The organism is Aeromonas sp. FL131, assembly GCF_049860615.1.
Lineage (GTDB): Bacteria > Pseudomonadota > Gammaproteobacteria > Enterobacterales > Aeromonadaceae > Aeromonas > Aeromonas hydrophila.
On sequence record NZ_CP187595.1, the window covers coordinates 3,574,158 to 3,594,633 of the forward strand.

At 61.9% G+C, this 20,476-nt stretch carries 21 protein-coding genes; 6 read left to right on the plus strand and 15 right to left on the minus strand.

From position 1 onward, the window contains the following. Positions 1–2: 2 nt before the first annotated feature. The 5 genes from lepA to rpoE form a co-directional block, all read right to left on the minus strand. Positions 3–1,796 (minus strand): translation elongation factor 4, encoded by a 1,794-nt coding sequence (lepA, locus tag ACPW75_RS16525; protein WP_016349519.1) that lies wholly within the window; start codon positions 1,794–1,796, stop codon positions 3–5. Between the two features lie 120 nt (positions 1,797–1,916). Next, entirely contained in the window at positions 1,917–2,378 is a 462-nt protein-coding gene (locus ACPW75_RS16530; protein WP_011704746.1) for a SoxR reducing system RseC family protein, read from the minus strand. A 93-nt stretch (positions 2,379–2,471) separates the two neighbouring features. Further along, positions 2,472–3,452 (minus strand): MucB/RseB C-terminal domain-containing protein, encoded by a 981-nt coding sequence (locus ACPW75_RS16535; protein WP_016349517.1) that lies wholly within the window; start codon positions 3,450–3,452, stop codon positions 2,472–2,474. 19 nt (positions 3,453–3,471) lie between these two features. Continuing rightward, the gene (locus ACPW75_RS16540; RefSeq protein WP_077096109.1) at positions 3,472–4,062 is read right to left on the minus strand and encodes an RseA family anti-sigma factor; all 591 of its coding nucleotides are present in this window, start codon (positions 4,060–4,062) and stop codon (positions 3,472–3,474) included. Positions 4,063–4,084: 22 nt separating this feature from the next. After that, positions 4,085–4,666 (minus strand): RNA polymerase sigma factor RpoE, encoded by a 582-nt coding sequence (rpoE, locus tag ACPW75_RS16545; protein WP_005309371.1) that lies wholly within the window; start codon positions 4,664–4,666, stop codon positions 4,085–4,087. 182 nt (positions 4,667–4,848) lie between these two features. Between rpoE and nadB the strand changes: the two genes are divergently transcribed. After that, positions 4,849–6,456: an L-aspartate oxidase gene (gene nadB, locus ACPW75_RS16550; RefSeq protein WP_039214655.1), complete on the plus strand. Its 1,608-nt coding sequence runs from the start codon at positions 4,849–4,851 to the stop codon at positions 6,454–6,456. Positions 6,457–6,679: 223 nt separating this feature from the next. Here the strand turns inward: nadB and ACPW75_RS16555 are convergent, their stop codons facing one another. Beyond that, positions 6,680–7,057 (minus strand): protein YgfX, encoded by a 378-nt coding sequence (locus tag ACPW75_RS16555; protein ID WP_077096110.1) that lies wholly within the window; start codon positions 7,055–7,057, stop codon positions 6,680–6,682. 19 nt (positions 7,058–7,076) lie between these two features. Beyond that, a complete protein-coding gene (locus ACPW75_RS16560) occupies positions 7,077–7,346 on the minus strand; it encodes a succinate dehydrogenase assembly factor 2 (RefSeq protein ID WP_011704741.1) in 270 nt (89 codons plus the stop codon). A 113-nt stretch (positions 7,347–7,459) separates the two neighbouring features. Between ACPW75_RS16560 and ygfZ the strand changes: the two genes are divergently transcribed. Further along, positions 7,460–8,365, plus strand: coding sequence for a tRNA-modifying protein YgfZ (gene ygfZ / locus ACPW75_RS16565; RefSeq protein WP_077096111.1), 906 nt, complete (start codon positions 7,460–7,462; stop codon positions 8,363–8,365). A 13-nt stretch (positions 8,366–8,378) separates the two neighbouring features. Here the strand turns inward: ygfZ and ACPW75_RS16570 are convergent, their stop codons facing one another. Beyond that, positions 8,379–9,257, minus strand: coding sequence for a LysR family transcriptional regulator (locus ACPW75_RS16570; protein WP_077096112.1), 879 nt, complete (start codon positions 9,255–9,257; stop codon positions 8,379–8,381). A 124-nt stretch (positions 9,258–9,381) separates the two neighbouring features. Here ACPW75_RS16570 and ACPW75_RS16575 point away from each other — a divergent pair, with 124 nt between their 5' ends. Beyond that, entirely contained in the window at positions 9,382–9,819 is a 438-nt protein-coding gene (locus ACPW75_RS16575) for a PACE efflux transporter (RefSeq protein WP_077096113.1), read from the plus strand. Between the two features lie 95 nt (positions 9,820–9,914). Here ACPW75_RS16575 and ACPW75_RS16580 read toward each other — a convergent pair whose 3' ends face one another. Continuing rightward, entirely contained in the window at positions 9,915–10,256 is a 342-nt protein-coding gene (locus ACPW75_RS16580; RefSeq protein WP_179101396.1) for a hypothetical protein, read from the minus strand. Positions 10,257–10,449: 193 nt separating this feature from the next. Here ACPW75_RS16580 and cutA point away from each other — a divergent pair, with 193 nt between their 5' ends. From cutA to ACPW75_RS16595, 3 genes are all read left to right on the plus strand, one after another. Continuing rightward, positions 10,450–10,767, plus strand: coding sequence for a divalent-cation tolerance protein CutA (gene cutA / locus ACPW75_RS16585; RefSeq protein ID WP_039214661.1), 318 nt, complete (start codon positions 10,450–10,452; stop codon positions 10,765–10,767). After that, on the plus strand, positions 10,764–12,536 hold the full coding sequence (locus ACPW75_RS16590) for a protein-disulfide reductase DsbD (protein WP_077096115.1): 1,773 nt from the start codon (positions 10,764–10,766) through the stop codon (positions 12,534–12,536). The genes cutA and ACPW75_RS16590 overlap by 4 nt, the downstream gene beginning before the upstream one ends. A 124-nt stretch (positions 12,537–12,660) precedes the next feature. Further along, positions 12,661–13,074 carry a hypothetical protein gene (locus tag ACPW75_RS16595; RefSeq protein ID WP_077096116.1) on the plus strand — a complete coding sequence of 138 codons (414 nt, stop codon included), beginning with the start codon at positions 12,661–12,663 and terminating at the stop codon, positions 13,072–13,074. A 183-nt stretch (positions 13,075–13,257) separates the two neighbouring features. Here the strand turns inward: ACPW75_RS16595 and ACPW75_RS16600 are convergent, their stop codons facing one another. The 6 genes from ACPW75_RS16600 to hemE all read right to left on the minus strand — a co-directional run bounded on the left by ACPW75_RS16600 (position 13,258) and on the right by hemE (position 20,442). Continuing rightward, positions 13,258–14,562 (minus strand): NAD(P)/FAD-dependent oxidoreductase, encoded by a 1,305-nt coding sequence (locus ACPW75_RS16600; RefSeq protein WP_077096117.1) that lies wholly within the window; start codon positions 14,560–14,562, stop codon positions 13,258–13,260. Between the two features lie 220 nt (positions 14,563–14,782). Next, positions 14,783–15,862 carry a class II fructose-bisphosphate aldolase gene (gene fbaA, locus ACPW75_RS16605; protein WP_024946156.1) on the minus strand — a complete coding sequence of 360 codons (1,080 nt, stop codon included), beginning with the start codon at positions 15,860–15,862 and terminating at the stop codon, positions 14,783–14,785. A gap of 116 nt (positions 15,863–15,978) precedes the next feature. Continuing rightward, positions 15,979–17,142: a phosphoglycerate kinase gene (locus ACPW75_RS16610; RefSeq protein ID WP_024946155.1), complete on the minus strand. Its 1,164-nt coding sequence runs from the start codon at positions 17,140–17,142 to the stop codon at positions 15,979–15,981. Between the two features lie 62 nt (positions 17,143–17,204). Beyond that, entirely contained in the window at positions 17,205–18,215 is a 1,011-nt protein-coding gene (gene epd, locus ACPW75_RS16615) for an erythrose-4-phosphate dehydrogenase (protein WP_010635047.1), read from the minus strand. Between the two features lie 49 nt (positions 18,216–18,264). Further along, positions 18,265–19,194, minus strand: a complete 930-nt coding sequence (locus ACPW75_RS16620) for an ROK family protein (protein WP_039214666.1) — start codon at positions 19,192–19,194, stop codon at positions 18,265–18,267. A gap of 180 nt (positions 19,195–19,374) precedes the next feature. Beyond that, entirely contained in the window at positions 19,375–20,442 is a 1,068-nt protein-coding gene (hemE, locus tag ACPW75_RS16625) for a uroporphyrinogen decarboxylase (protein WP_041217975.1), read from the minus strand. Positions 20,443–20,476: the final 34 nt, after the last annotated feature.

The window sequence follows — 20,476 nt, forward strand, 5'->3', positions numbered from 1 at the left end:
TATTAGTCCTTTCCGACGTGGAGAATTGCGAGGAAAGCTTCCTGCGGCACGTCGACACGGCCCAGAGACTTCATCCGCTTCTTACCTTCTTTCTGCTTGTTCAGCAGCTTCTTCTTCCGGCTCACGTCACCACCGTAACACTTGGCGGTCACGTCCTTGCGCAGGGCCTTGACGGTACTGCGAGCGATGATCTGGTTGCCGATGGCAGCCTGGATGGCGATATCGAACATCTGGCGCGGGATCAGCTCACGCATCTTCTCCACCACCTGGCGACCGCGGTACTGGGCGTTCTCCTTGTGGGTGATGATGGCCAGGGCGTCGACCCGCTCACCGTTGATCATGATGTCCAGACGGACCATGTCGGAGGTCTCGAAGCGCTTGAAGCCGTAGTCCAGCGAGGCATAGCCGCGGCTGGTGGACTTCAGGCGGTCGAAGAAGTCGAGCACCACTTCCGCCATCGGGATCTCGTAGGTCAGCGCCACCTGCTTGCCGTGGTAGACCATGTTGGTCTGCACGCCGCGCTTCTCGATACAGAGGGTGATCACGTTGCCCATGTACTCCTGCGGCAGCAGGATGTGACACTCGGCGATCGGCTCGCGCATCTCCTTGATGCTGGTGATGGCGGGCATCTGGGCCGGGCTGTCGATGTGGATGGTGGTACCGTCGGTCAGCTCGATCTCGTAGACCACGGTCGGCGCCGTGGTGATGAGATCCAGATCGTATTCACGCTCCAGCCGCTCCTGGATGATCTCCATGTGCAGCATGCCGAGGAAGCCGCAACGGAAGCCGAAGCCCAGCGCGGTGGAGCTCTCCGGTTCGAAGAACAGGGAAGCATCGTTCAGGGAGAGCTTGTCGAGGGCGTCGCGGAACGACTCGTAGTCATCGCTGGAGATGGGGAACAGGCCCGCATACACCTGCGGCTTCACCTTCTTGAAGCCAGCCAGCGCCTTCTCGGCACCGTTCTTGGCCTGGGTCAGGGTATCACCCACCGGCGCGCCGTGGATGTCCTTGATACCGCAGACAACCCAACCTACCTCGCCACAACCCAGCCCCATGGTGTCCACCTGCTTGGGCGTGAAGATACCGATACGATCGACACCCCACACCTGACCGGTGCTCATCACCTTGATCTTGTCATTCTTCTTCAGCGAGCCGTTCTTGATCCGCACCAGCGACACGACGCCCAGATAGGAGTCGAACCAGGAGTCGATGATCAGCGCCTGCAGCGGCGCATCCGGATCACCTTCCGGCGCCGGGATCCGGGCCACGATCTCTTCCAGCACCAGGTCAACACCCAGGCCGGTCTTGGCGGAGCAGCGCACCGCATCGACCGCGTCGATGCCGACGATGTCTTCGATCTCTTCGGCAACCCGCTCCGGCTCGGCGGCCGGCAGGTCGATCTTGTTCAGCACTGGCACCACTTCCAGATCCATTTCCATGGCGGTATAGCAGTTGGCCAGAGTCTGTGCCTCAACCCCCTGGCCGGCATCCACCACCAGCAGCGCCCCTTCACAGGCCGCCAACGAGCGGGAGACCTCGTAGGAGAAATCCACGTGGCCAGGGGTGTCGATAAAGTTCAGCTGGTAGGTGTTACCGTCTTGTGCCTGGTAGTTCAGGGTCACACTCTGTGCTTTGATGGTAATGCCGCGCTCGCGCTCCAGGTCCATGGAGTCAAGCACCTGAGCCTGCATCTCGCGGTCGGACAGGCCGCCACAAGTCTGGATCAGACGGTCCGACAGGGTCGATTTACCGTGGTCGATGTGCGCAATAATCGAAAAGTTACGAATGTGTTTCATCGAGCAAGAATCACTCAAAATTAGGTTAGGGCCGGATATGGAGGCAGGATTTTACTGGATAACCCGGTCGACGGCCAATCTTTAGTCGACGAAGCACCAGAAATACAGGCCTGGACAGTGTCAGGAGAGGTGGCGGGTGGGCAGGACCACACCCAGCATGCGGGGACCATAAGCCCCCTGATCGAGCCGGTTGGAAAAGTAACGAACCAGTGAAAATCCGATAAGGCCGCCCAGCAGGCAGCTGAGGATGGTGACCCCTTCCCCGGCCGACAGCAAGGGAGCCAGCCAGAGTTGCCCCAGCAGGGCTCCCGCCAGCAGGCAGAACAGCGGCAGCACGTAGACCAGCGCGGCCCCCTGCAGAATGCTCGCCTGGGGGATGCCGAGCCTTACTTGCTGACCGACGCTCACCTCGATGGTGAGCGCCACCCGCAGCCGCTGCGCCTGCAACGGAAACGCCTTGGCTACCGTGCCGGTGCCGCAGTTGGACTGTTGATGACAACCGCTGCAGGCGGAGCGCCGTTCGCACTCCACCCAGGCATGTTGTCCATCAATGGCCACTACGGTTGCCAGCTCTTCGCTCATTCCACTCACAAGACGGTTCCACATTAACTAGACAGAGATTGACCCAATCTGAACATGACTGCCCGGATTGGGCAAGCAACAGTGCATCGGCGACTACTGGACGGTCTCGTTGCGGGCCAGCGGTTGCACCGACTCGGCGATGCGTTTCGCAGTGTCGGCCGGCACTTCCCCCACCACAGTGATCTCGACCCCCACGTCGTTGACATAGCTCACCAGCGAAGTAGCCCCCTGGCGGATCAACTGCTGGCGCACCGCCTGCTTGGGGTCGACCCGGGCAACGTAGACCGAGAGATCCACCAGCCCGTCGGAGAGCATCATGTAATCCACCGGCAGGCTGGTGGTCACCAGCTGATGCCGATCCCGCGAGAGCACCTTGAACCCCTCCGGCAACCAGGTCAGGTGCCAGTTCAGCTGCTGCTGCGGCGCCGGGTAGGCGTCTTCCAGTGCCAGAGCCTGGGGCAGCTTGCTGCCAGCCAGCTTCACCAGCCAGGGCGCCGGGGCTGGCAGCCTGTCCAGATCCACTCCCAGCACCTGTTCCACCAGATTGCCCTCCCGATCCACCATGTCCACCCGCACCAGCAGGTGGCTCTGCTCGTCGATCCAGAGCACGAAGCCATACTTGTCGGCCTCTTTGGGTACCAGCCGCACGACCTGTGCTACCAACCCGGCCGCCCGGCTGCGACCGGCCAGCACGGGGTCATAGCTCTCCAGCACCCGTGGCAGCGGCATCCTGACTAGGCTCGCCCACACACCGGGGAAGCGGGCTCCCTTGAGAGTGTAGGGTTCGTGGGTATTTTCGAAGAAGGTGTACTCATCCTGGCGCTGCAGATACTCGATGGTCTTGCCATCGAGATAGCTGAGGTGAGCCACCTCCTTGCCATCGATCACGCCATGGCTGAAGCGGATGGGTTCGAGGCGCCCCTGCCGGGCCTTGACCATGGACAATTCAAAATTCTGTTGCGAGACGGCACTCTGCATCTGCTGCAACAAGGCCTCGGCCGACTTGTCGTCGGCCGAGGCCTTGGCACTGATCAGCAGGAGAGAGGCCAGCAAAATACGGCTGGACTGGCGCACGTTCTGATCCCTAAATCCGTTATTCCTGAATCTGCTTGTCTTGCAGCAGACGCTGTTGCAACTGGTGGTCACGCAGGAAAGCATTGATGCGCTCGCGCTGCTCCTGCATCTGCTGCTCGCTCAGCCCTTGCTGACGGGCAGTGGCCCGGTTGCCATCCTGCGGGTAGTGCACGCTCACCGGTGAGGCACTGCCACCAACGGGGATAGTGTTGAGTACCGGATTGGTCGGCAGACCATCCTGCCCCTGATACTGCTGCACCCCGAAGATGACGGCGGCAGCGACCGAGGCGGCGATGGCGTATTGCCCCACCTGCTGGCCGGCACGGCGCAGAAACGGCACGACCTTGGCGGTCCCCTGCTGCGGTGCAGCAGGTTTGCTCTCCACCGGTTTGGGCGCCAGGATGGTGGGTTCATCTTCCAGCGCAGCCATGATGCTGCCGCTCAGATCCAGTTGCAGATTGACCGGCAGGTCCCCCCGCATGGCATCACCAATCAGGTGGTAACGAGACCAGGTGTCTTGCAGAGCCGGATCCGTTCCCAGCTCGTTCAGAACCTCAACATCGCTCAAGTCACCGTCCATCAGGGCCGAGAGTTGCTCTTTAGTTGCCATAAGTTAACCTGTCTTTCCCCAGTTAATTCTCGATCAGAGGTTGCAGCTTTTTATCGATTGCTTCCCTCGCCCGGAAGATGCGGGATCTCACCGTACCCACCGGACAATCCATGATTTCGGCAATCTCTTCGTAGCTCAGCCCTTCCAGTTCGCGAAGGGTGATAGCTGTCCTCAAGTCTTCCGGCAAAGCTTCTATGGCAGAAAACACGGTGCGCTTGATCTCGTCGGTCAGCGTCAGGTTTTCCGGGGTAGCCACCTCTTGCAAGGCTTCGCCACCGCCATAGTATTCTGCCTCTTCCGCCTCTACGTCACTGCTGGGCGGCCTGCGCCCTTGAGAGGTCAGATAATTTTTGGCCGTGTTCACGGCGATCCGGTACAACCAGGTGTAAAACGCGCTCTCGCCACGGAATGTCGGCAGCGCACGGTAGGCCTTGATGAATGCCTCCTGCGCCACATCCGGTACATCGCCCGGGTTGTTGACATACCTGGCCACCAGGTTGACCACCTTGTGCTGGTATTTTTTTACCAACAGGTTGAATGCATTTTTATCGCCACGCTGGACCCGTTCAACCAGCTGTTCGTCCAGTAGATTCTGGTCGCTCATCAGAGCCGTAAAACCCCCATCAGGTTATCGTTTTTCTTTTCCGGCCCTTCCTAAGCGCACAAGTTCAGACAGGAGGAATCAGGGAAAGTTCGCTTGCATTGAAAAAAATGTGACGCAGGCTGCATCACCACCCTCGCTTGGGCTACCATGGTGCCAGTTCTTAATCCAGGCCAATGATACTTATGAAAGCAAGTGTTGAATACCTTTGCGACGTACTGATCATTGGCAGCGGTGCCGCCGGTTTGTCTCTCGCGTTGCGATTGGCAGACCAGGCCAAAGTCCTGGTTCTGAGCAAGGGGCCCATCAGTGAAGGGGCCACTTTCTATGCGCAAGGAGGCATCGCTGCCGTGTTCGACGAGACCGACAGCATCGAATCCCACGTGAGCGACACGCTCAACGCCGGGGCCGGGTTGTGTGACCCGGCCGTGGTGGAGTTCACCGCCCGCAACGCCCGCGAGTCCATCCAGTGGCTGATCAAACAGGGGGTCCCCTTCGATCAGGAGGAGGACGCCGAGGGCGAATCCCACTATCACCTGACCCGGGAAGGGGGCCACAGCCATCGCCGCATCTTCCACGCGGCGGATGCCACCGGCAAGGCGGTACAGCTCACCCTGATCGATCAGGTGCGCGCTCACCCCAACATCCAGCTGATGGAGCGCTTCAACGCGGTCGACCTCATCACCACCCGCAAGCTGGGTCTGCCGGGCAACCGGGTGCTGGGCGCCTATGTCTGGAACCGCAACGCCGAGCAGGTCGAAGTGATCCGTGCCCGCTTCGTGGCGCTGGCCACCGGCGGTGCCTCCAAGGTGTACCAGTACACCTCCAACCCGGACGTCAGCTCCGGTGACGGCATCGCCATGGCGTGGCGCGCCGGCTGCCGGGTGGCGAACCTGGAGTTCAACCAGTTCCACCCCACCAGCCTGTTCCACCCCGATGACCCCAACTTCCTGCTGACCGAAGCCCTGCGCGGCGAGGGGGCCTACCTGCGCCGTCCCGACGGCAGCCGCTTCATGCCGGAGTTTGACGAGCGGGCCGAGCTGGCACCACGGGACATCGTCGCCCGCGCCATCGACCACGAGATGAAGCGGCTCGGCGCCGACTGCATGTATCTGGACATCAGCCACAAGCCGGCCGACTTCATCATCAAGCACTTCCCGACCATTCATGAACGCTGCCTCGCGGTCGGCATCGACATCACCAAGGAGGCGATGCCCATCGTCCCTGCCGCCCACTACACCTGTGGCGGCGTGATGATCGACAACAACGGCCAGACCGACATCCCCGGCCTCTACGCCATCGGCGAGGTGACCTACACCGGGCTGCACGGCGCCAACCGGATGGCCTCCAACTCCCTGCTCGAATGCGTGGTCTATGCCCATCAGGCGGGGGCCGACATCCTGGCCAAGCTACCGATGAGCGTGGAGCCGCCCCGTCTGCCGGTGTGGGACGAAAGCAAGGTGGAAGATTCGGACGAACTGGTGGTGATCCAGCACAACTGGCACGAGCTGCGGCTGATGATGTGGGACTATGTGGGGATAGTGCGTACCAACAAACGCCTGGCCCGGGCCAAGCGCCGCATCGACCTGCTCAAGCAGGAGGTGCAGGAGTACTACGCCCACTTCCGGGTCTCCAACAACTTGCTGGAGCTGCGCAACCTGCTGCAGGTCGCCGAACTCATCGTCAACTGCGCCCTGCAGCGCAAGGAGTCCCGAGGCCTGCACTACAACCTGGACTACCCGGACATGCAGCCGGACTCCAAGCCAACCGTGCTGACGCCGGAGCGGGACTAATCCTTTCGCTTCGCAATGAGCCAGAGGGTCCCGCGGCCTGCACCGCTGCAACCCGGACTACCCGGACATGCAGCCGGACCCCAAGCCGACCGTGCTGACGCCGGACAAGGATTGATCCTGTCCGTCATGAACCAGCATTGCTGACGATGGATAGGGATTAATCGATCCTCCCCCCCAGATGACCTCGCTCCGGCGGGGTCATCTGTTTTATGGGGAAGAGAGACTAGCGGGTCGGCTGAGAAAAGTGGATGGCGCGAGCCAACGTGCGGTAGTGGGCTGGCGTCAGCGCATCGCTGAACAGCCAGAGCCGGATGGCGGGACGCTCCGTCGCGACCAGTTGCAGCCAGAGTACCCCGGGCCAAATGCGGCTGCCTGTCCCCAGCTGATAACGATGGCCCTGCCAGGTGAGCCACAGCCCATCCCACTCCAGCACACCGCTCATCCGGCTTGCACCTAGCCAGGCGCGCCATAGCCCCAGCCCCCAGCAGGGCAGCAACAGGGCCCACTGCCAGCCGTGGATCAGGGCGGCCAGCGGCCACAGGATCAGCAGAAACAGCGACAACAGCAGCAGGCGCTGCTGCCTGGAGACGGTGACGGGCATCGACACCCGTACGGGCAGATCAGCGCTGGCGATCGTGGCGGGCCTGATTGCGCTCCAGGATCAGCGGGATCATGGCGGCAAATGCGGGGTCTTCCGGCACGCCGTGGCCCATGCTCCAGCGGAACAGCTCCGGATCCTCGCACTCCAGCAGGCGGATGAAGGTTTGCTGCTCCGCCTCGCTCAGACCGTCGAACTCGTGTTCGAAGAAAGGCATAAAGATCACATCCAGCTCGAGCATGCCACGGCGGCAGGCCCACTTCAGGCGGGATTTTTCAATTGGGCTCAACATGGAACTCTCCTTACAAAGACCCGGCGATGGTAACAGCTGGATTTTCCGGCTGACAAACATTCCTTACGTCTTTACCATGCAGGTCACATACTTTCTGTCTCTGGAATGCCATCGTGAGCCTGCCAACCCTTCCCGCCGAGCCAACCCTGTTCCCTCTGACCGATCTGGCCATCACCAGCCTGAGCGGCCAGGATCGCGCCAAATACCTGCAGGGCCAGGTCACCTGTGACGTCAACGCCCTGCAGCCGGGCCAGCACACCTTGGGCGGCCACTGTGATCCCAAGGGCAAGCTGTGGAGCGATTTTCGCCTGCTCTGCCTGAGCGATCGCCTGCTGTTGCTGACCAAGCCGTCAGTGCTGGCACGCCAGCTGCCCGAGCTCAAGAAGTTCGCGATCTTTGCCAAGGTCGAGATCAGCGAAAATCATGGTCAGGCGGTCGGCGTGGCCGGTCAGGGGACCGATGGCTGGATCGCAGGGCAATACGGCCTGCAGCAGAGCGGTCTCATCGAGGGTGGCATGGCGGTGCGGGTCGAGGCCGATCGCTGGCTGCTGGTCAGCGAACAGCCGCTGGCGCTGACTCTGCCCAGCGGCCCCGAGTCGCTCTGGTGGGGACTGGAGATCAAGGCCGGCATCCCCCATCTCGAGGCAGTTCATCAGGGTGAGTACATTCCCCAGATGCTCAACTTGCAGGCGCTCGATGGCATCAGCTTCACCAAGGGCTGCTACATGGGGCAGGAGACGGTGGCCCGCGCCAAGTATCGTGGTGCCAACAACCGCGCCCTGTTCGTGCTGAGCGGCACTGCCGCAACGCCGGTTGCCAGCGGTGACACCCTGGAGATCCAGCTCGGTGACAACTGGCGCCGTAGCGGCATGGTGCTCAACGCCTGGCAGCAGGATGGCGAGCTGTGGCTCACCGCCGTGCTGCCCAAGGACACCGAGGCCGACGCCCGTTTCCGGCTCAAGCAGGAGGAGGGCTCAAGCCTGAGCCTGCAGCCCCTCCCCTATCAGCTGACCGAGTAAGCGAAGAGCCCTGCTAGCGCGCCCGCGCCAGCAGGGCCTCCTTCAACCAGCGCCCCGCCTGCCCGAGCGGGCGGGCGCGATGCCACTGCAGCTCCAGTGCCAGCTCCGGCTGGGTAATGAAGTCCGGCTTGAGCACCACTACCTCGCCCCGGGCCAGCGGCCGGTGCAACAGAAAATCGGGCACCACGCCCCATCCCAACCCGCGCTTGACCAGTTCCAGTACCCCCAGATCCCCCTCGACCCACCACACCTGAGAGGCAATGCGAAAACGCTGGCGCTCGGGCCCCTCCCGTCGCCCGGTGGCAACCAGCTGGCGCGCGCCCTGCAAATCGACTTCCTGTACCAGCCCTCTGTGAGCAAGCGGATGTTCGGGGGAGACCACCAGCGGCATGACCACTTTCCCCAGAGTACGGGTGACGATCCCCCGCTGGAGAGCGACCTGCTGGTAACTGATGCCGAGCTGGGCACGGCCGCTCTTGAGCAACTCGGTCACATCCTCCATCAAGGGAAACAACAGCTCCAGCTCCACCGTCGGGTAGCGGGTGGCAAATTCCTCCAGCAGGGAGCCGAGCCAGGGCAGGTGGGAATCATCGTCAATGGCCAGGGTCAGACGCGATTCGACACCGGTGGCCAGCTCGCCGGCGATTGCCTGCAGTCGCTCGCTCTGAGCCAGCAGTATGCTGGCCTCCTGGCTGATGCGGGTGCCCGCCTCGGTCAGCACCGGGTAGCGGCCGCTGCGGTCGAACAGCTCGAGCCCCAGATCTATCTCCAGATTGGCGATGGCGGTGCTCACCACCGACTGCGCCTTGCCCAGCTGACGCGCCGCCGCCGAGAAGGAGCCCGCCTGTGCGGCGACCAGCAGCGTCTTGAGTTGTTCCAGTGAAGGGTTCATGCAGTGCTCCGGTCAGGTCGGATGATAGCTGTATCTATTTTAGCGATACATACCAACGTGAACCTATCAGAAAATAGCGATAAATTGAACGCCATCGACACTCAGATAGATAGAGAGACTGACTATGCGCAACACACGTGACCGCCTGCGCCACGCCATTGGCTTCGAATTGATTGGCCTGCTCATCGCCGCCCCTCTGGCCAGCTGGGTGACCGGCGTCGGACTCAACCACATGGGGCCCCTGGCCCTGTTCTTCTCGGTGCTCGCCACCGTCTGGAACTATGTCTACAACATCGGGGTCGACAAGCTGCTGCTCAAGTATCAGGGGCATACCCACAAGAGCCTGTGGCAGCGGGTAGCACATACTTTCGGTTTCGAGGGGGGCCTGCTGTTCGTCGCCCTGCCTGTGATGTCCTGGTGGCTCGACATCAGCATGATGGAGGCGCTGGTACTGGATCTGGGCTTCGTGCTGTTCTACCTGGTCTACGCCTTCATCTACAACTGGAGCTACGACAAGGTGTACCCAATCCCGGGTCAGTTGCAGCAGAACGCACTGGGTTGAAGCACGGCAAAAAACGGCAGGAAAAACGAGGCACCATCATGCAAGTGGCATGATGGTGCTGGGGGAGGACAAGCCCGGCGGGCCTGCCGCGGCGTTCAGGCTTGTGCCTTCAGCTCTTCGGTCGGGGCCTCTGCCTCGGCCGACTCCTGCATCAGCATGGCCTCAAGGTCACTCTGGTACTGGGTCAGCAGTCGCTGGGCCGCGACCATGTCGCCCTTGTGCAGGCGCTCGAACAGATGGTGCTGCACCACGCCGTTGAGATACTCCACCGTGACCGGTTGCTCGAGGGTATCCAGCAGCTCCTCTTTTTCCAGCTCGGCATTGATTTCATCGGCACTGGTACGCAGCAGACCGGCCAGTTGCACCAACATACGGCGCTCACCTTCGCGCAACAGGCTCAACATGCGGTTTCTCTGCTGCTCATTCTGTTGGGTCATACATTTCCTTACGTCGAATGGGAACAAGCCCGCTCATTCTGCCTTGTCGCTCTGACAGCGTCTATCTCATGCCCCCCACTTATTTTCATGTCGCAGCCGCAAAGTGCGCCAGATGCTATTTGACCCGTCGCTAGGTATAGTAGCCACTGGTTTACGGGCGCCGAGCCGCCCCGATCGGACGAGATATTTCACCATGACCGACACCATTCTGGTGCTTTGCACCTGCCCGGATGAGGCCAGTGCCGACCTCATCTGCGCACAACTGCTGAACCAGCGGCTGGCGGCCTGCATCAACCAGCTGCCCGGCCTCACCTCCGTCTATCGCTGGCAGGGCCAGATCGAACGGGCCACGGAGATCCAGCTCATCATCAAGTCGCACGCCGCCCTGTTCGAGCCGCTGCGCCAGTGCATTCTTGCTCATCACCCCTATGAGGTGCCGGAGATCCTGGCGCTGCCCACAAGCCAGGGCCACCAGCCCTATCTCGATTGGATAAAACAGGAAACCTCATGACTCCGTCTCGCCTGCTCTTTCCCCTGTTGTTGCTCTGTGCCCTGCTGGCCGGCCTGGGCTCACTGCCGGCCCGCGCCAGCAGCACGGATCTGCTGAGCGCCCTCGGCATCGAGGCCAGCGCCCAGCCCAAATTTCTGAAAGTGGACGAGGCGTTCATCCTCGAGAGCGAACAGCAGGGCAATCGGCTGCTGCTGCGCCTACGCATCGCCGACGACTACTACCTCTATCGCCACAGCTTCCGCTTCAAGGGGGAAAACCTCGCCTTCGAGGAGCCGGTGCTGCCCGCCGGCACCGAGCATGAAGATGACTTCTTCGGCAAGACCCAGGTCTATTACCGGGAGGTGCAGATCCCCGTCACCCTGACCGAGGCCGGCCAGCAGGCCAGCCTCAAGATCAGCTATCAGGGCTGTACCGACGGCCTCTGCTATCCCCCCACCGACAAGCTGATCAGCATCCAGCCGCTCACCGCCCAGCAGAGCGAGCAGCCTGACCAGCCCACACCGGCCAGCAGCCAGCAGGATCAGCTGGCGGCGGCCCTCGGCAGCCAGGGCTTCTGGCTCAGCGTCGCCGCCTTCTTCGCACTCGGGCTCGGCCTCGCCTTCACCCCCTGCGTCTTCCCCATGTATCCCATCCTGACCGGGATCATCGCCGGGGCCGGCCATCATCTCTCCACCCGTCGCGCCTTCCTGCTCTCCTTCGTCTACGTGCAGGGGATGGCGGTCACCTACACCCTGCTCGGGTTGGTGGTGGCGTCGGCAGGCTTGAAATTCCAGGCAGCCCTCCAGCATCCCTACGTGCTGATCGGCCTCTCGGTGATGTTCGTGCTGCTGGCCCTCTCCATGTTCGGGCTCTACACCCTGCAGCTGCCGAGCAACCTGCAGACCCGGCTGTCAGGCCTCTCCAACCGCCAGCAGGGCGGCTCCGTGCTCGGAGTCGGCATCATGGGGATGATCTCCGGCCTGGTCTGCTCTCCCTGCACCACGGCCCCGCTCTCCGGCGCCCTCATCTACGTGGCCCAGAGCGGCGATCTCTGGCTCGGCGGTGCGGCTCTCTATGCCCTGTCGCTCGGCATGGGGCTGCCGCTGCTGCTGCTCGGTACCTCGGGCGGCAAGCTGCTGCCCAAGGCGGGCGCCTGGATGGACGTGATCAAGCAGTTGTTCGGGTTTGCACTGCTGGCGGTGCCCATCCTGCTGCTCTCGAGGCTCTGGAGCGATCAGGTCACCACCCTGGCCTGGCTCGGCTGGGGGCTGCTGCTGTGCGGCTACCTCTATCATCACAACCAACATCAGGGCCATTCGGTGGGGCGCAGCCTGCGCGGCTTCGTGCTGCTGTTGGCCATGATCAGCGCCGTGGTGGTGGGCAAGGATCTGCTGCTGCCACCCCAGGGTGTCAGCGCAGCCGCTCAGGCCGAGGCACCGGCCTTCATTCGCATCAAGACGCTGGACGATCTCAAGACCCAGCTGGCCGCCGCCCGTGGCAAGCCGGTGCTGCTCGATCTCTATGCCGACTGGTGTGTGGCCTGCAAGGAGTTCGAACACAAGACCTTCAGCGACCCCGCCGTGCGCGAGCGGTTCGGCCAGATGGTGCTGCTGCAGGCGGACGTCACCGCCAACGACGATGCCGATGTGGAACTGCTCAACGGCCTCAACGTGCTGGGGCTGCCGACCCTGATCTTCTTCGACCGCGCTGGCAACGAGGTGAGTGGCCAGCGGGTCACCGGCTTTATGGGGCCCGCCGAGTTTCTCGGCCAGCTGGACAAGCTGCGCTGAGGCCGGGTGGCCCGTGCAACCGTGCGGGCCCCCGGTTTGACCGCCATTTTTCCGGCAATCCCTTGTATATGATCGACAGCGTGGCAATATTTGCGCTTTCCCGTCTCGTTCGTCCGGAGTTTTGATGAAAAAGTGGTTCATCCCCCTGCTGGCCCTCTGGCTATATGGCTGTTACGCAGGTCCAGGTGAAGAGGCAATCCGGACCCAGGTCACCGCCAAGTTGCAGGCAGACACCGACGCCAATCTGTTCGAGATCAGTGACTTCGCCATCCTCGATAAGGAAGAGCGCATGGAGGGGGTCTATCTGGTCAAGGTGAGCTACCAGCTCCACTTCAAGCAGGGGATCGAACAGCTGCAGGTGCTGCACGACGAGGATCTGGTCTATGACAGGGTCGGCCCCTTCCAGCAGGAGATGGGGCTGATGGAGCTGGAACGCAAATACGGCGAGTTCGAGGCGGGCCAGGTGCTGCCGCAGCAGGCCGAAGTGTGGATGATGAAAACCGAGCAGGGCTGGCGTCTGGCCGAGCCCGCACACTGACACGCAACCGACCAGAATACCCAGGCTGACTCAGGCCTGGGTATCCACCCTATCCTCTTGCTATCCGACGTGCAGCCCATTCAACACGCGGGATGGGCGGACGCTGATTGTTTGACTGCCCTCTCTATTACTGCAAGAAGCTGCAGGATCAAGCCAGCTGGCGTACCGACCCTGCTCCCCTTATTAGAACAAATCCTTGAAGCGGTACCAGAGCATGCCAAGCGCCAGCAGGGGCGAGCGCAGCGCCGGGCCGCCGGGGAAGGTCATGTGGGGCACGCTGCCGAACAGATCGAAACCCCGGCTCTCCCCCTTGATCGCCTCCGCCACCAGCTTGCCCGCCATGTGCGTGGCATTGAGCCCGTGGCCGGAATAGGCCTGGGCGTAGAAGACGTTGGGCTGCTCCGGCAGACGGCCGATCTGGGGCAGCCGGTTGGCCCCGATGCCTATCATGCCTCCCCACTGAAATTCGATGGCGATATCCGCCAGCTCGGGAAACACCCGCAGCAGCTTGGGCAGCATGAAGGCCTTGATGTCGCGAGGATCCCTTCCTGAGTAGTTGCAGGCGCCGCCAAACAGCAGCCGGCCGTCGGCGGAGAGGCGGTAGTAGTCGAGCGCCACGTTCTGATCGCACACCGCCATGTTCTGCGGCAGCAGGCGCTGGCGCAGCCGCTTCTCCAGCACCTCGGTGGCGAGGATGTAGGAGCCCGCCGGCAGCACCTTGCCCCCCAGCTCGGGGTTGAGGTCGTTGAGATAAGCGTTGCAGCCGATCACCAGGTAGTCGGCGCTGACCCGGCCGTGGGCCGTGGTGACCTGCAGCCGATCGCCATAGTCGATGTGCACCACTCTGGACTGCTCAAACAGAGCCACTCCCAGGCTGGCCGCCGCGCGCGCCTCACCCAACGCCAGGTTGAGGGGGTGCAGGTGGCCGGAGCCCATGTCGATCATGCCGCCGATGTAGCGATCCGACCCCACCACACTGTGAATATCCTCCCGTGCCACCAGCTTCACCTCATGCCGGTAGCCGAGACTCGCCAGATGCGCCGCCTCCTCTGCAAACCCGGCCAGATGGCGCTGACGGGTGGCGAGATCGCAGTAGCCCCAGCGCAGGTCGCAATCGATGTTGAAGCGCTCGATCCGCTCGCGCACCAGCTCGACCGCCTCCAGCCCCATCAGATCCAGCTCGCGCACGCCCTCTGCACCAATCCAGCGGGCGAACTGGCTGGTGTCGTGACCGATACCGCGAATGAGCTGACCGCCGTTGCGCCCGGAGGCGCCCCAGCCGATGCGGTTGGCCTCCAGCAACACCACCTTGTAACCGGCTTCGGCCAGATTGATGGCGGTGTTGAGACCGCTGAAACCGCCGCCGATGATGCAGACCTCGGCATTCAGTTCGCCACTGAGCTCAGGCCACTGCTGATTGTCGTTGCGGGTGGCCGCGTAATAGGAGGCCACGTGCTCCTGATGGGGGTAGTGCTTTCCTGCCTGCATGCTCAGCATCCTGCCTTGATAGCGTTGCGTTTACTAAAATAAACGGCCTGTCATCGATAATACTCAGCCACCCGCCGCCAATCCAGCCCGCAGGGATCACAGAAATGCAAAAGGTGCCTCGAAAGGCACCTTGTTCACGTCCGCTGGCGACCCCGCCATGCTGCAATGCAAAAGGCGCCCCGCAGGGCGCCTTTTCATGCAATCAAACTACCGTAACGAATTACAGTACGTCGATGGCGTTCAGGTCGGAGAACGCCTTCTCCAGACGAGCGATCATGGTAGTCTGGCCAGCACGCAGCCATACACGCGGATCGTAGAACTTCTTGTTCGGCTTGTCAGCGCCTTCCGGGTTGCCCAGCTGACCTTGCAGGTAGGCTTCGTTCTTCTTGTAGAAGCCCAGAATGCCTTCCCAGGTCGCCCACTGGGTGTCGGTGTCAATGTTCATCTTCACCACGCCGTAGGAGATGGACTCGCGGATCTCTTCCAGAGTGGAACCTGAACCACCGTGGAATACGAAGTCCAGGGACTTGGCCGGCAGACCGAACTTCTCGGAAACGTACTTCTGGGAAGCATCCAGGATGGACGGGGTCAGCTTGACGTTACCCGGCTTGTAAACACCGTGTACGTTGCCGAAGGAGGCAGCGATGGTGAAGCGCGGGCTGATCTTGGACAGACGCTCGTAGGCGTAGGCCACGTCTTCCGGCTGGGTGTACAGGGCGGACTGGTCCATGTGGCTGTTGTCGACGCCGTCTTCTTCGCCACCGGTGCAACCCAGTTCCAGCTCCAGAGTCATGTTCATCTTGGCCATGCGGGTCAGGTACTCGCAGCAGATGTCGATGTTCTCTTCCAGAGACTCTTCGGACAGATCCAGCATGTGGGAGGAGAACAGCGGCTTGCCGGTTTCGGCAAAGTGCTTCTCGCCCGCGTCCAGCAGACCGTCGATCCACGGCAGCAGCTTCTTGGCGGCGTGGTCGGTATGCAGGATGACCGGTACACCGTAGGCTTCGGCAACGGCGTGAACGTGCTTGGCACCGGAGATGGCACCGATGATGGCAGCTTGCTGGCCTTCCAGTTTCAGACCCTTACCGGCGGTGAACACGGCACCACCGTTGGAGAACTGAACGATAACCGGTGCTTTCACCTTGGCGGCAGCTTCCAGTACGGCGTTGACGGAGTCGGTACCGACGCAGTTGACGGCCGGCAGAGCGAAGCCGTTCTCTTTCGCGATGGCGAACACTTTCTGAACGTCATCACCAGTGATCACGCCGGGTTTTACGAAGTCGAAAATTTTCTTAGACATGTTTAATCGTCCTGTTCTCGTATGCCGTTAATAAAAAATGGGGGGTTCATCATGAACCGGCACAGCGGGCACATGATAAACGAAACGGGAGGCTTTTGCCCCCCGTCTCGGGTCAATTAGGCTTTGGCGCGCTGTTCCAGAATCGCAACAGCCGGCAGTACCTTGCCTTCCACGAACTCCAGGAAGGCGCCGCCGCCGGTGGAGATGTAGGAGACCTTGTCGGCGATGCCGAACTTGTCGATGGCAGCCAGGGTGTCACCACCACCAGCGATGGAGAAGGCCGGAGAAGCAGCGATGGCTTCGGCGATCACCTTGGTGCCTTCAGCGAATTGGTCGAACTCGAATACGCCGACCGGGCCGTTCCACAGGATGGTCTTGGCGTTCATGATGATGTCGGCCAGGGCCTTGGCAGAGTCAGGGCCGATGTCGAAGATCATGTCGCCGTCGGTCACGTCAGCGACGGACTTGATGGTGGCCGGGGTGGACTCGGAGAACTCGGCACCGACAACCACGTCGGTGGTCACCGGGATATTGGTTTCGGCAGCCAGTTTCTTGGCGGTGTCGATCAGGTCGTGCTCGCACAGGGACTTGCCGACGTTGTGACCGGCAGCAGCGATGAAGGTGTTGGCGATGCCACCACCGACCACCAGCTGGTCAGCGATCTTGGAGAGGGATTCCAGTACGGTCAGCTTGGTGGAGACCTTGGAGCCGCCAACGATGGCAACCATCGGGCGCTCAGGCTTCAGCATGGCTTTGCCCAGGGCTTCCAGTTCACCCGCCAGCAGCGGGCCGGCACAGGCGACCGGTGCGAACTGGGCCACACCGTAGGTGGAGCCTTCGGCGCGGTGAGCAGTACCGAACGCATCCATTACAAAGACGTCACACAGGGCGGCGTATTTTTTGGCCAGCTCTTCGGTGTTCTTCTTCTCGCCCTTGTTGAAGCGGCAGTTTTCCAGCACAACCAGCTCACCTTCGGCGACTTCTACGCCATCCAGGTAATCCTTGGCCAGGCGAACCGAGCAGGACAGAGCGTCTTTCAGATAGTTGACAACCGGAGCCAGGGAGAATTCTTCGTTGTACTCGCCTTCGGTCGGACGACCCAGATGGGAGGTGATCATCAGCTTGGCGCCCTTTTTCAGAGCCAGCTTGATGGTCGGCAGAGTCGCCACGATACGTGCATCGGAGGTGACCTTGCCGTCTTTTACCGGCACGTTCAGGTCAGCACGGATCAGAACGCGTTTGCCCGCCAGATCCAGGTCAGTCATCTTGATAACAGACATATTCAGTCCTCTATATTTTCAGGTAATGTTAAAAACAGTAACCTTGCGCCCGGTGCAAGCTCTCAGCCTGCGGCCATCATGGCCCGGGTGGTATCCAGCATGCGGTTGGCGAAGCCCCATTCGTTATCACACCACATCAACATCTTGACGAGGTTGGCATCGCTGACCCGGGTCTGGGTACCATCAATGATGCAGGAGTGAGCATCATGATTAAAGTCTACGGAGACCAGTGGCTCTTCCGTGTAATCCAGAATACCGCTTAATGTACCTCTGGATGCCCGTTGCAGGGCTTGATTTACGTCAGTAACCGTCACTTTTTTACGAACAGTAATACTGAGATCCATTGCCGTTACATTGATGGTCGGTACCCGTACCGCGATCGCCTCGAACTTGCCGGCGAAGTGGGGGAGGATCCGCTCCAACCCCTTGGCCAGCTTGGTATCCACCGGGATGATGGACTGGCTGGCAGCGCGGGTTCGACGCAAGTCGCTGTGGTAGGCATCGATGACTTGCTGATCATGCATGGCCGAATGAATTGTCGTAATAGTACCACAATTTATCTCGAATTCTCGATGCAATGTTTCGATGACGGGGACCACGCAGTTGGTGGTGCAGGAGGCGTTGGAGACGATCCGCTCGCGCCCCGTCAGCACCTGATGGTTGACCCCGTAGACGATGGTGGCGTCCACGTCCGCCTCGGCCGGATGGGAGAACAACACCTTGCCCGCCCCCGCCGCCAGATGCAGCTCGGCATCGGCCCGCGAGCCGAACACCCCGGTGCAGTCCAGCACCACGTCCACCCCCAGCGCCCGCCACGGCAACCGCGACGGATCCCGCTCGGCGAACAGGGAGATGAGATCCTCCCCCACCAGCATGCTGTTGCCGGCCAGCTGCACCGGATGGTGGAACCGACCGTGGCTGGTGTCGAAGCGGGTCAGGTGCACCATGGCCTCGGGGGCAGCCAGCTCGTTGATGGCCACTATCTTGATGTTCTTGTCGCGGCCGCTCTCGTAGAGGGCCCGCAGCACGTTGCGGCCGATCCGCCCGTACCCGTTGATGGCAATCTTGATCATGAAAACTCTGGGTCCTTAGCTGGGACAAAGGGACAAGCGGATGGCTGACTCACGACAGCAGGGCATCCTGAAATTCACCGCGGGCCAGCAGTGCCGCCCCGAATACCCCGGCGCTGTCCCCCAGGGCTGGAGCAATAATGGGGGTGGCGAAGCGGGGATTAAAGAGGAAGGGCAAAATAGTCTCCCGTCCCACACTGTACAGGCTCTGCACGTTGCCGACCCCGCCGCCGATGACGATCACATCCGGATCGAGAATGTTCACCACGTTGGCCAGCGCCTGGCCAAACAGCAGATGCAGCCGGTCGATGGTGAGCTTGGCCACGTGGTCGTGAGCCGTCGCCGCCGCTATCTTGGCCAGCGAGAGGTGACGCTTGGCCTTGGCCTCGTACCAGGCCTCCAGCGCCGGGCCGCTGATGAAGGTCTCGACGCAGCCGCGCTTGCCGCAGTAGCACTCGGGGCCGTCGGGTGAGAGCACGTTGTGGCCCCACTCGCCGGCGATGCCGTGGTGACCGTTGAGGATGCGGCCGTTGATGACGATGCCGGAGCCCACTCCGGTACCCATGATGATGCCGAACACTACCTTGGCATCAGGGTGGTGCTGGCGCACCGCCCCCAGATGGGTTTCCGCCAGCGCGAAGCAGTTGGCGTCGTTGGCGATAAGCACCGGCACGCCGAGCCGGCGCTCCAGATCTTCCTTGAACGGCTTGCCGTTGAGCTCGGTGGTGTTGCAGTTCTTCATCAGGCCGGTTTGCGGATCCCGCGCCCCCGGCGTCCCCATGCCGATGAGGGTCGGCCGCTGACCGATCTTGTCGGCGCACTCTGCCACCAGTTTGGCGATCTGGCCGATCATGTGGTCATAACCGCCGGCACGCTCGGTGGGAATACGATGGCGCAGCAGCACCTCGTCCCCGTCCAGTACCACGCATTCGCACTTGGTACCGCCAAGGTCGATACCCCAATCCAACAACCTGTTGCTCATCCTGCCTCCAGCCATCACCTTGGGGCGTCAGGCCCGGGGGCACCTTGCCGTGCCCACCTGCCGTCGACCGCCCGCTACCGGGTTGAAGTGTAACCCGAGCGGCGGTCAGGATGCAGCCCCCGCCGCAGGCAGCAAAACGGGGCCCGCAGGCCCCGTTGTTCACTGTGTTGTCGGCGGCGCTCAGCGGCCGTGGTACTGGGCGGACAGCTCGTGTACCGCGTTGACGAACACGCCGGCATGCTCCGGGTTCACATCCTGATGGATGCCGTGACCCAGGTTGAAGACATGGCCGTTGCCGTGACCGAAGCCGGCCAGGATGGAGGCGACCTCTTCACGGATGCGGGCCGGGCTGGCGTAGAGCATGGAGGGGTCCATGTTGCCCTGCAGCGCCACCTTGTCGCCGACCCGGCGCTTGGCGTCGGCGATGTCGGTGGTCCAGTCCAGACCCAGCGCATCGCAACCGGTAGCGGCGATCTGCTCCAGCCACTGGCCGCCGTTCTTGGTGAACAGGGTGACCGGCACACGGCGACCGTCGTGCTCGCGAATGAGGCCATCGACAATCTTGTGCATGTATTGCAGGGAGAAGTCGCGGTAATCGCGCGGGGTGAGCACGCCGCCCCAGGTATCGAACACCATGACCGCCTGGGCACCCGCCTTGATCTGGGCGTTGAGATAGCTAATCACGCTGTCGGCCAGCTTGTCGAGCAGCAGGTGCAGGGTCTGCGGCTCTGCATACATCATCTGCTTGATCTTGGTGAACGCCTTGGAGCTGCCCCCCTCCACCATGTAGGTGGCCAGGGTCCAGGGGCTGCCGGAGAAGCCGATGAGCGGCACTTCGCCCTTGAGCTCACGGCGGATGGTGCGCACCGCATTCATCACGTAGCCGAGTTCATCCTCCGGATCCGGCACCGGCAGCGCCTGCACATCGGCCATGGAGGTGATCGGACGCTCGAAGCGCGGGCCTTCCCCCTGCTCGAAGTAGAGACCCAGCCCCATAGCATCGGGCACGGTGAGGATGTCGGAGAAGAGGATGGCGGCATCGAGTGGATAGCGGCGCAGCGGCTGCAGGGTGACTTCACAAGCCAGCTCGGCGTTGCGGCACAGGGACATGAAATCCCCCGCCTGGGCGCGCGTGGCCTTGTATTCCGGCAGATAGCGGCCAGCCTGGCGCATCATCCATACCGGGGTCATGTCCACTTCCTGGCGCAGCAGGGCACGCAGGTAACGATCGTTCTTCAGCTCTTTCATCCCAGTTCCTGAGTCATATCCAGCATAAAATGGC

Bases quoted from the DNA above. Each gene is read 5' to 3' on its own strand.
- ACPW75_RS16620 (WP_039214666.1), bottom strand. From the start codon at position 19,194: ATGAGCAACAGGTTGTTGGATTGGGGTATCGACCTTGGCGGTACCAAG.
- rpoE (WP_005309371.1), bottom strand. From the start codon at position 4,666: ATGAGCGACCAGAATCTACTGGACGAACAGCTGGTTGAACGGGTCCAG.
- nadB (WP_039214655.1), top strand. From the start codon at position 4,849: ATGAAAGCAAGTGTTGAATACCTTTGCGACGTACTGATCATTGGCAGC.
- ACPW75_RS16580 (WP_179101396.1), bottom strand. From the start codon at position 10,256: ATGACCCAACAGAATGAGCAGCAGAGAAACCGCATGTTGAGCCTGTTG.
- ACPW75_RS16600 (WP_077096117.1), bottom strand. From the start codon at position 14,562: ATGCAGGCAGGAAAGCACTACCCCCATCAGGAGCACGTGGCCTCCTAT.
- ACPW75_RS16530 (WP_011704746.1), bottom strand. From the start codon at position 2,378: ATGAGCGAAGAGCTGGCAACCGTAGTGGCCATTGATGGACAACATGCC.
- ACPW75_RS16575 (WP_077096113.1), top strand. From the start codon at position 9,382: ATGCGCAACACACGTGACCGCCTGCGCCACGCCATTGGCTTCGAATTG.
- ACPW75_RS16595 (WP_077096116.1), top strand. From the start codon at position 12,661: ATGAAAAAGTGGTTCATCCCCCTGCTGGCCCTCTGGCTATATGGCTGT.
- cutA (WP_039214661.1), top strand. From the start codon at position 10,450: ATGACCGACACCATTCTGGTGCTTTGCACCTGCCCGGATGAGGCCAGT.
- epd (WP_010635047.1), bottom strand. From the start codon at position 18,215: ATGATCAAGATTGCCATCAACGGGTACGGGCGGATCGGCCGCAACGTG.
- ACPW75_RS16570 (WP_077096112.1), bottom strand. From the start codon at position 9,257: ATGAACCCTTCACTGGAACAACTCAAGACGCTGCTGGTCGCCGCACAG.
- ACPW75_RS16540 (WP_077096109.1), bottom strand. From the start codon at position 4,062: ATGGCAACTAAAGAGCAACTCTCGGCCCTGATGGACGGTGACTTGAGC.
- ACPW75_RS16555 (WP_077096110.1), bottom strand. From the start codon at position 7,057: ATGCCCGTCACCGTCTCCAGGCAGCAGCGCCTGCTGCTGTTGTCGCTG.
- lepA (WP_016349519.1), bottom strand. From the start codon at position 1,796: ATGAAACACATTCGTAACTTTTCGATTATTGCGCACATCGACCACGGT.
- ACPW75_RS16560 (WP_011704741.1), bottom strand. From the start codon at position 7,346: ATGTTGAGCCCAATTGAAAAATCCCGCCTGAAGTGGGCCTGCCGCCGT.
- hemE (WP_041217975.1), bottom strand. From the start codon at position 20,442: ATGAAAGAGCTGAAGAACGATCGTTACCTGCGTGCCCTGCTGCGCCAG.
- ACPW75_RS16610 (WP_024946155.1), bottom strand. From the start codon at position 17,142: ATGTCTGTTATCAAGATGACTGACCTGGATCTGGCGGGCAAACGCGTT.
- ACPW75_RS16590 (WP_077096115.1), top strand. From the start codon at position 10,764: ATGACTCCGTCTCGCCTGCTCTTTCCCCTGTTGTTGCTCTGTGCCCTG.
- fbaA (WP_024946156.1), bottom strand. From the start codon at position 15,862: ATGTCTAAGAAAATTTTCGACTTCGTAAAACCCGGCGTGATCACTGGT.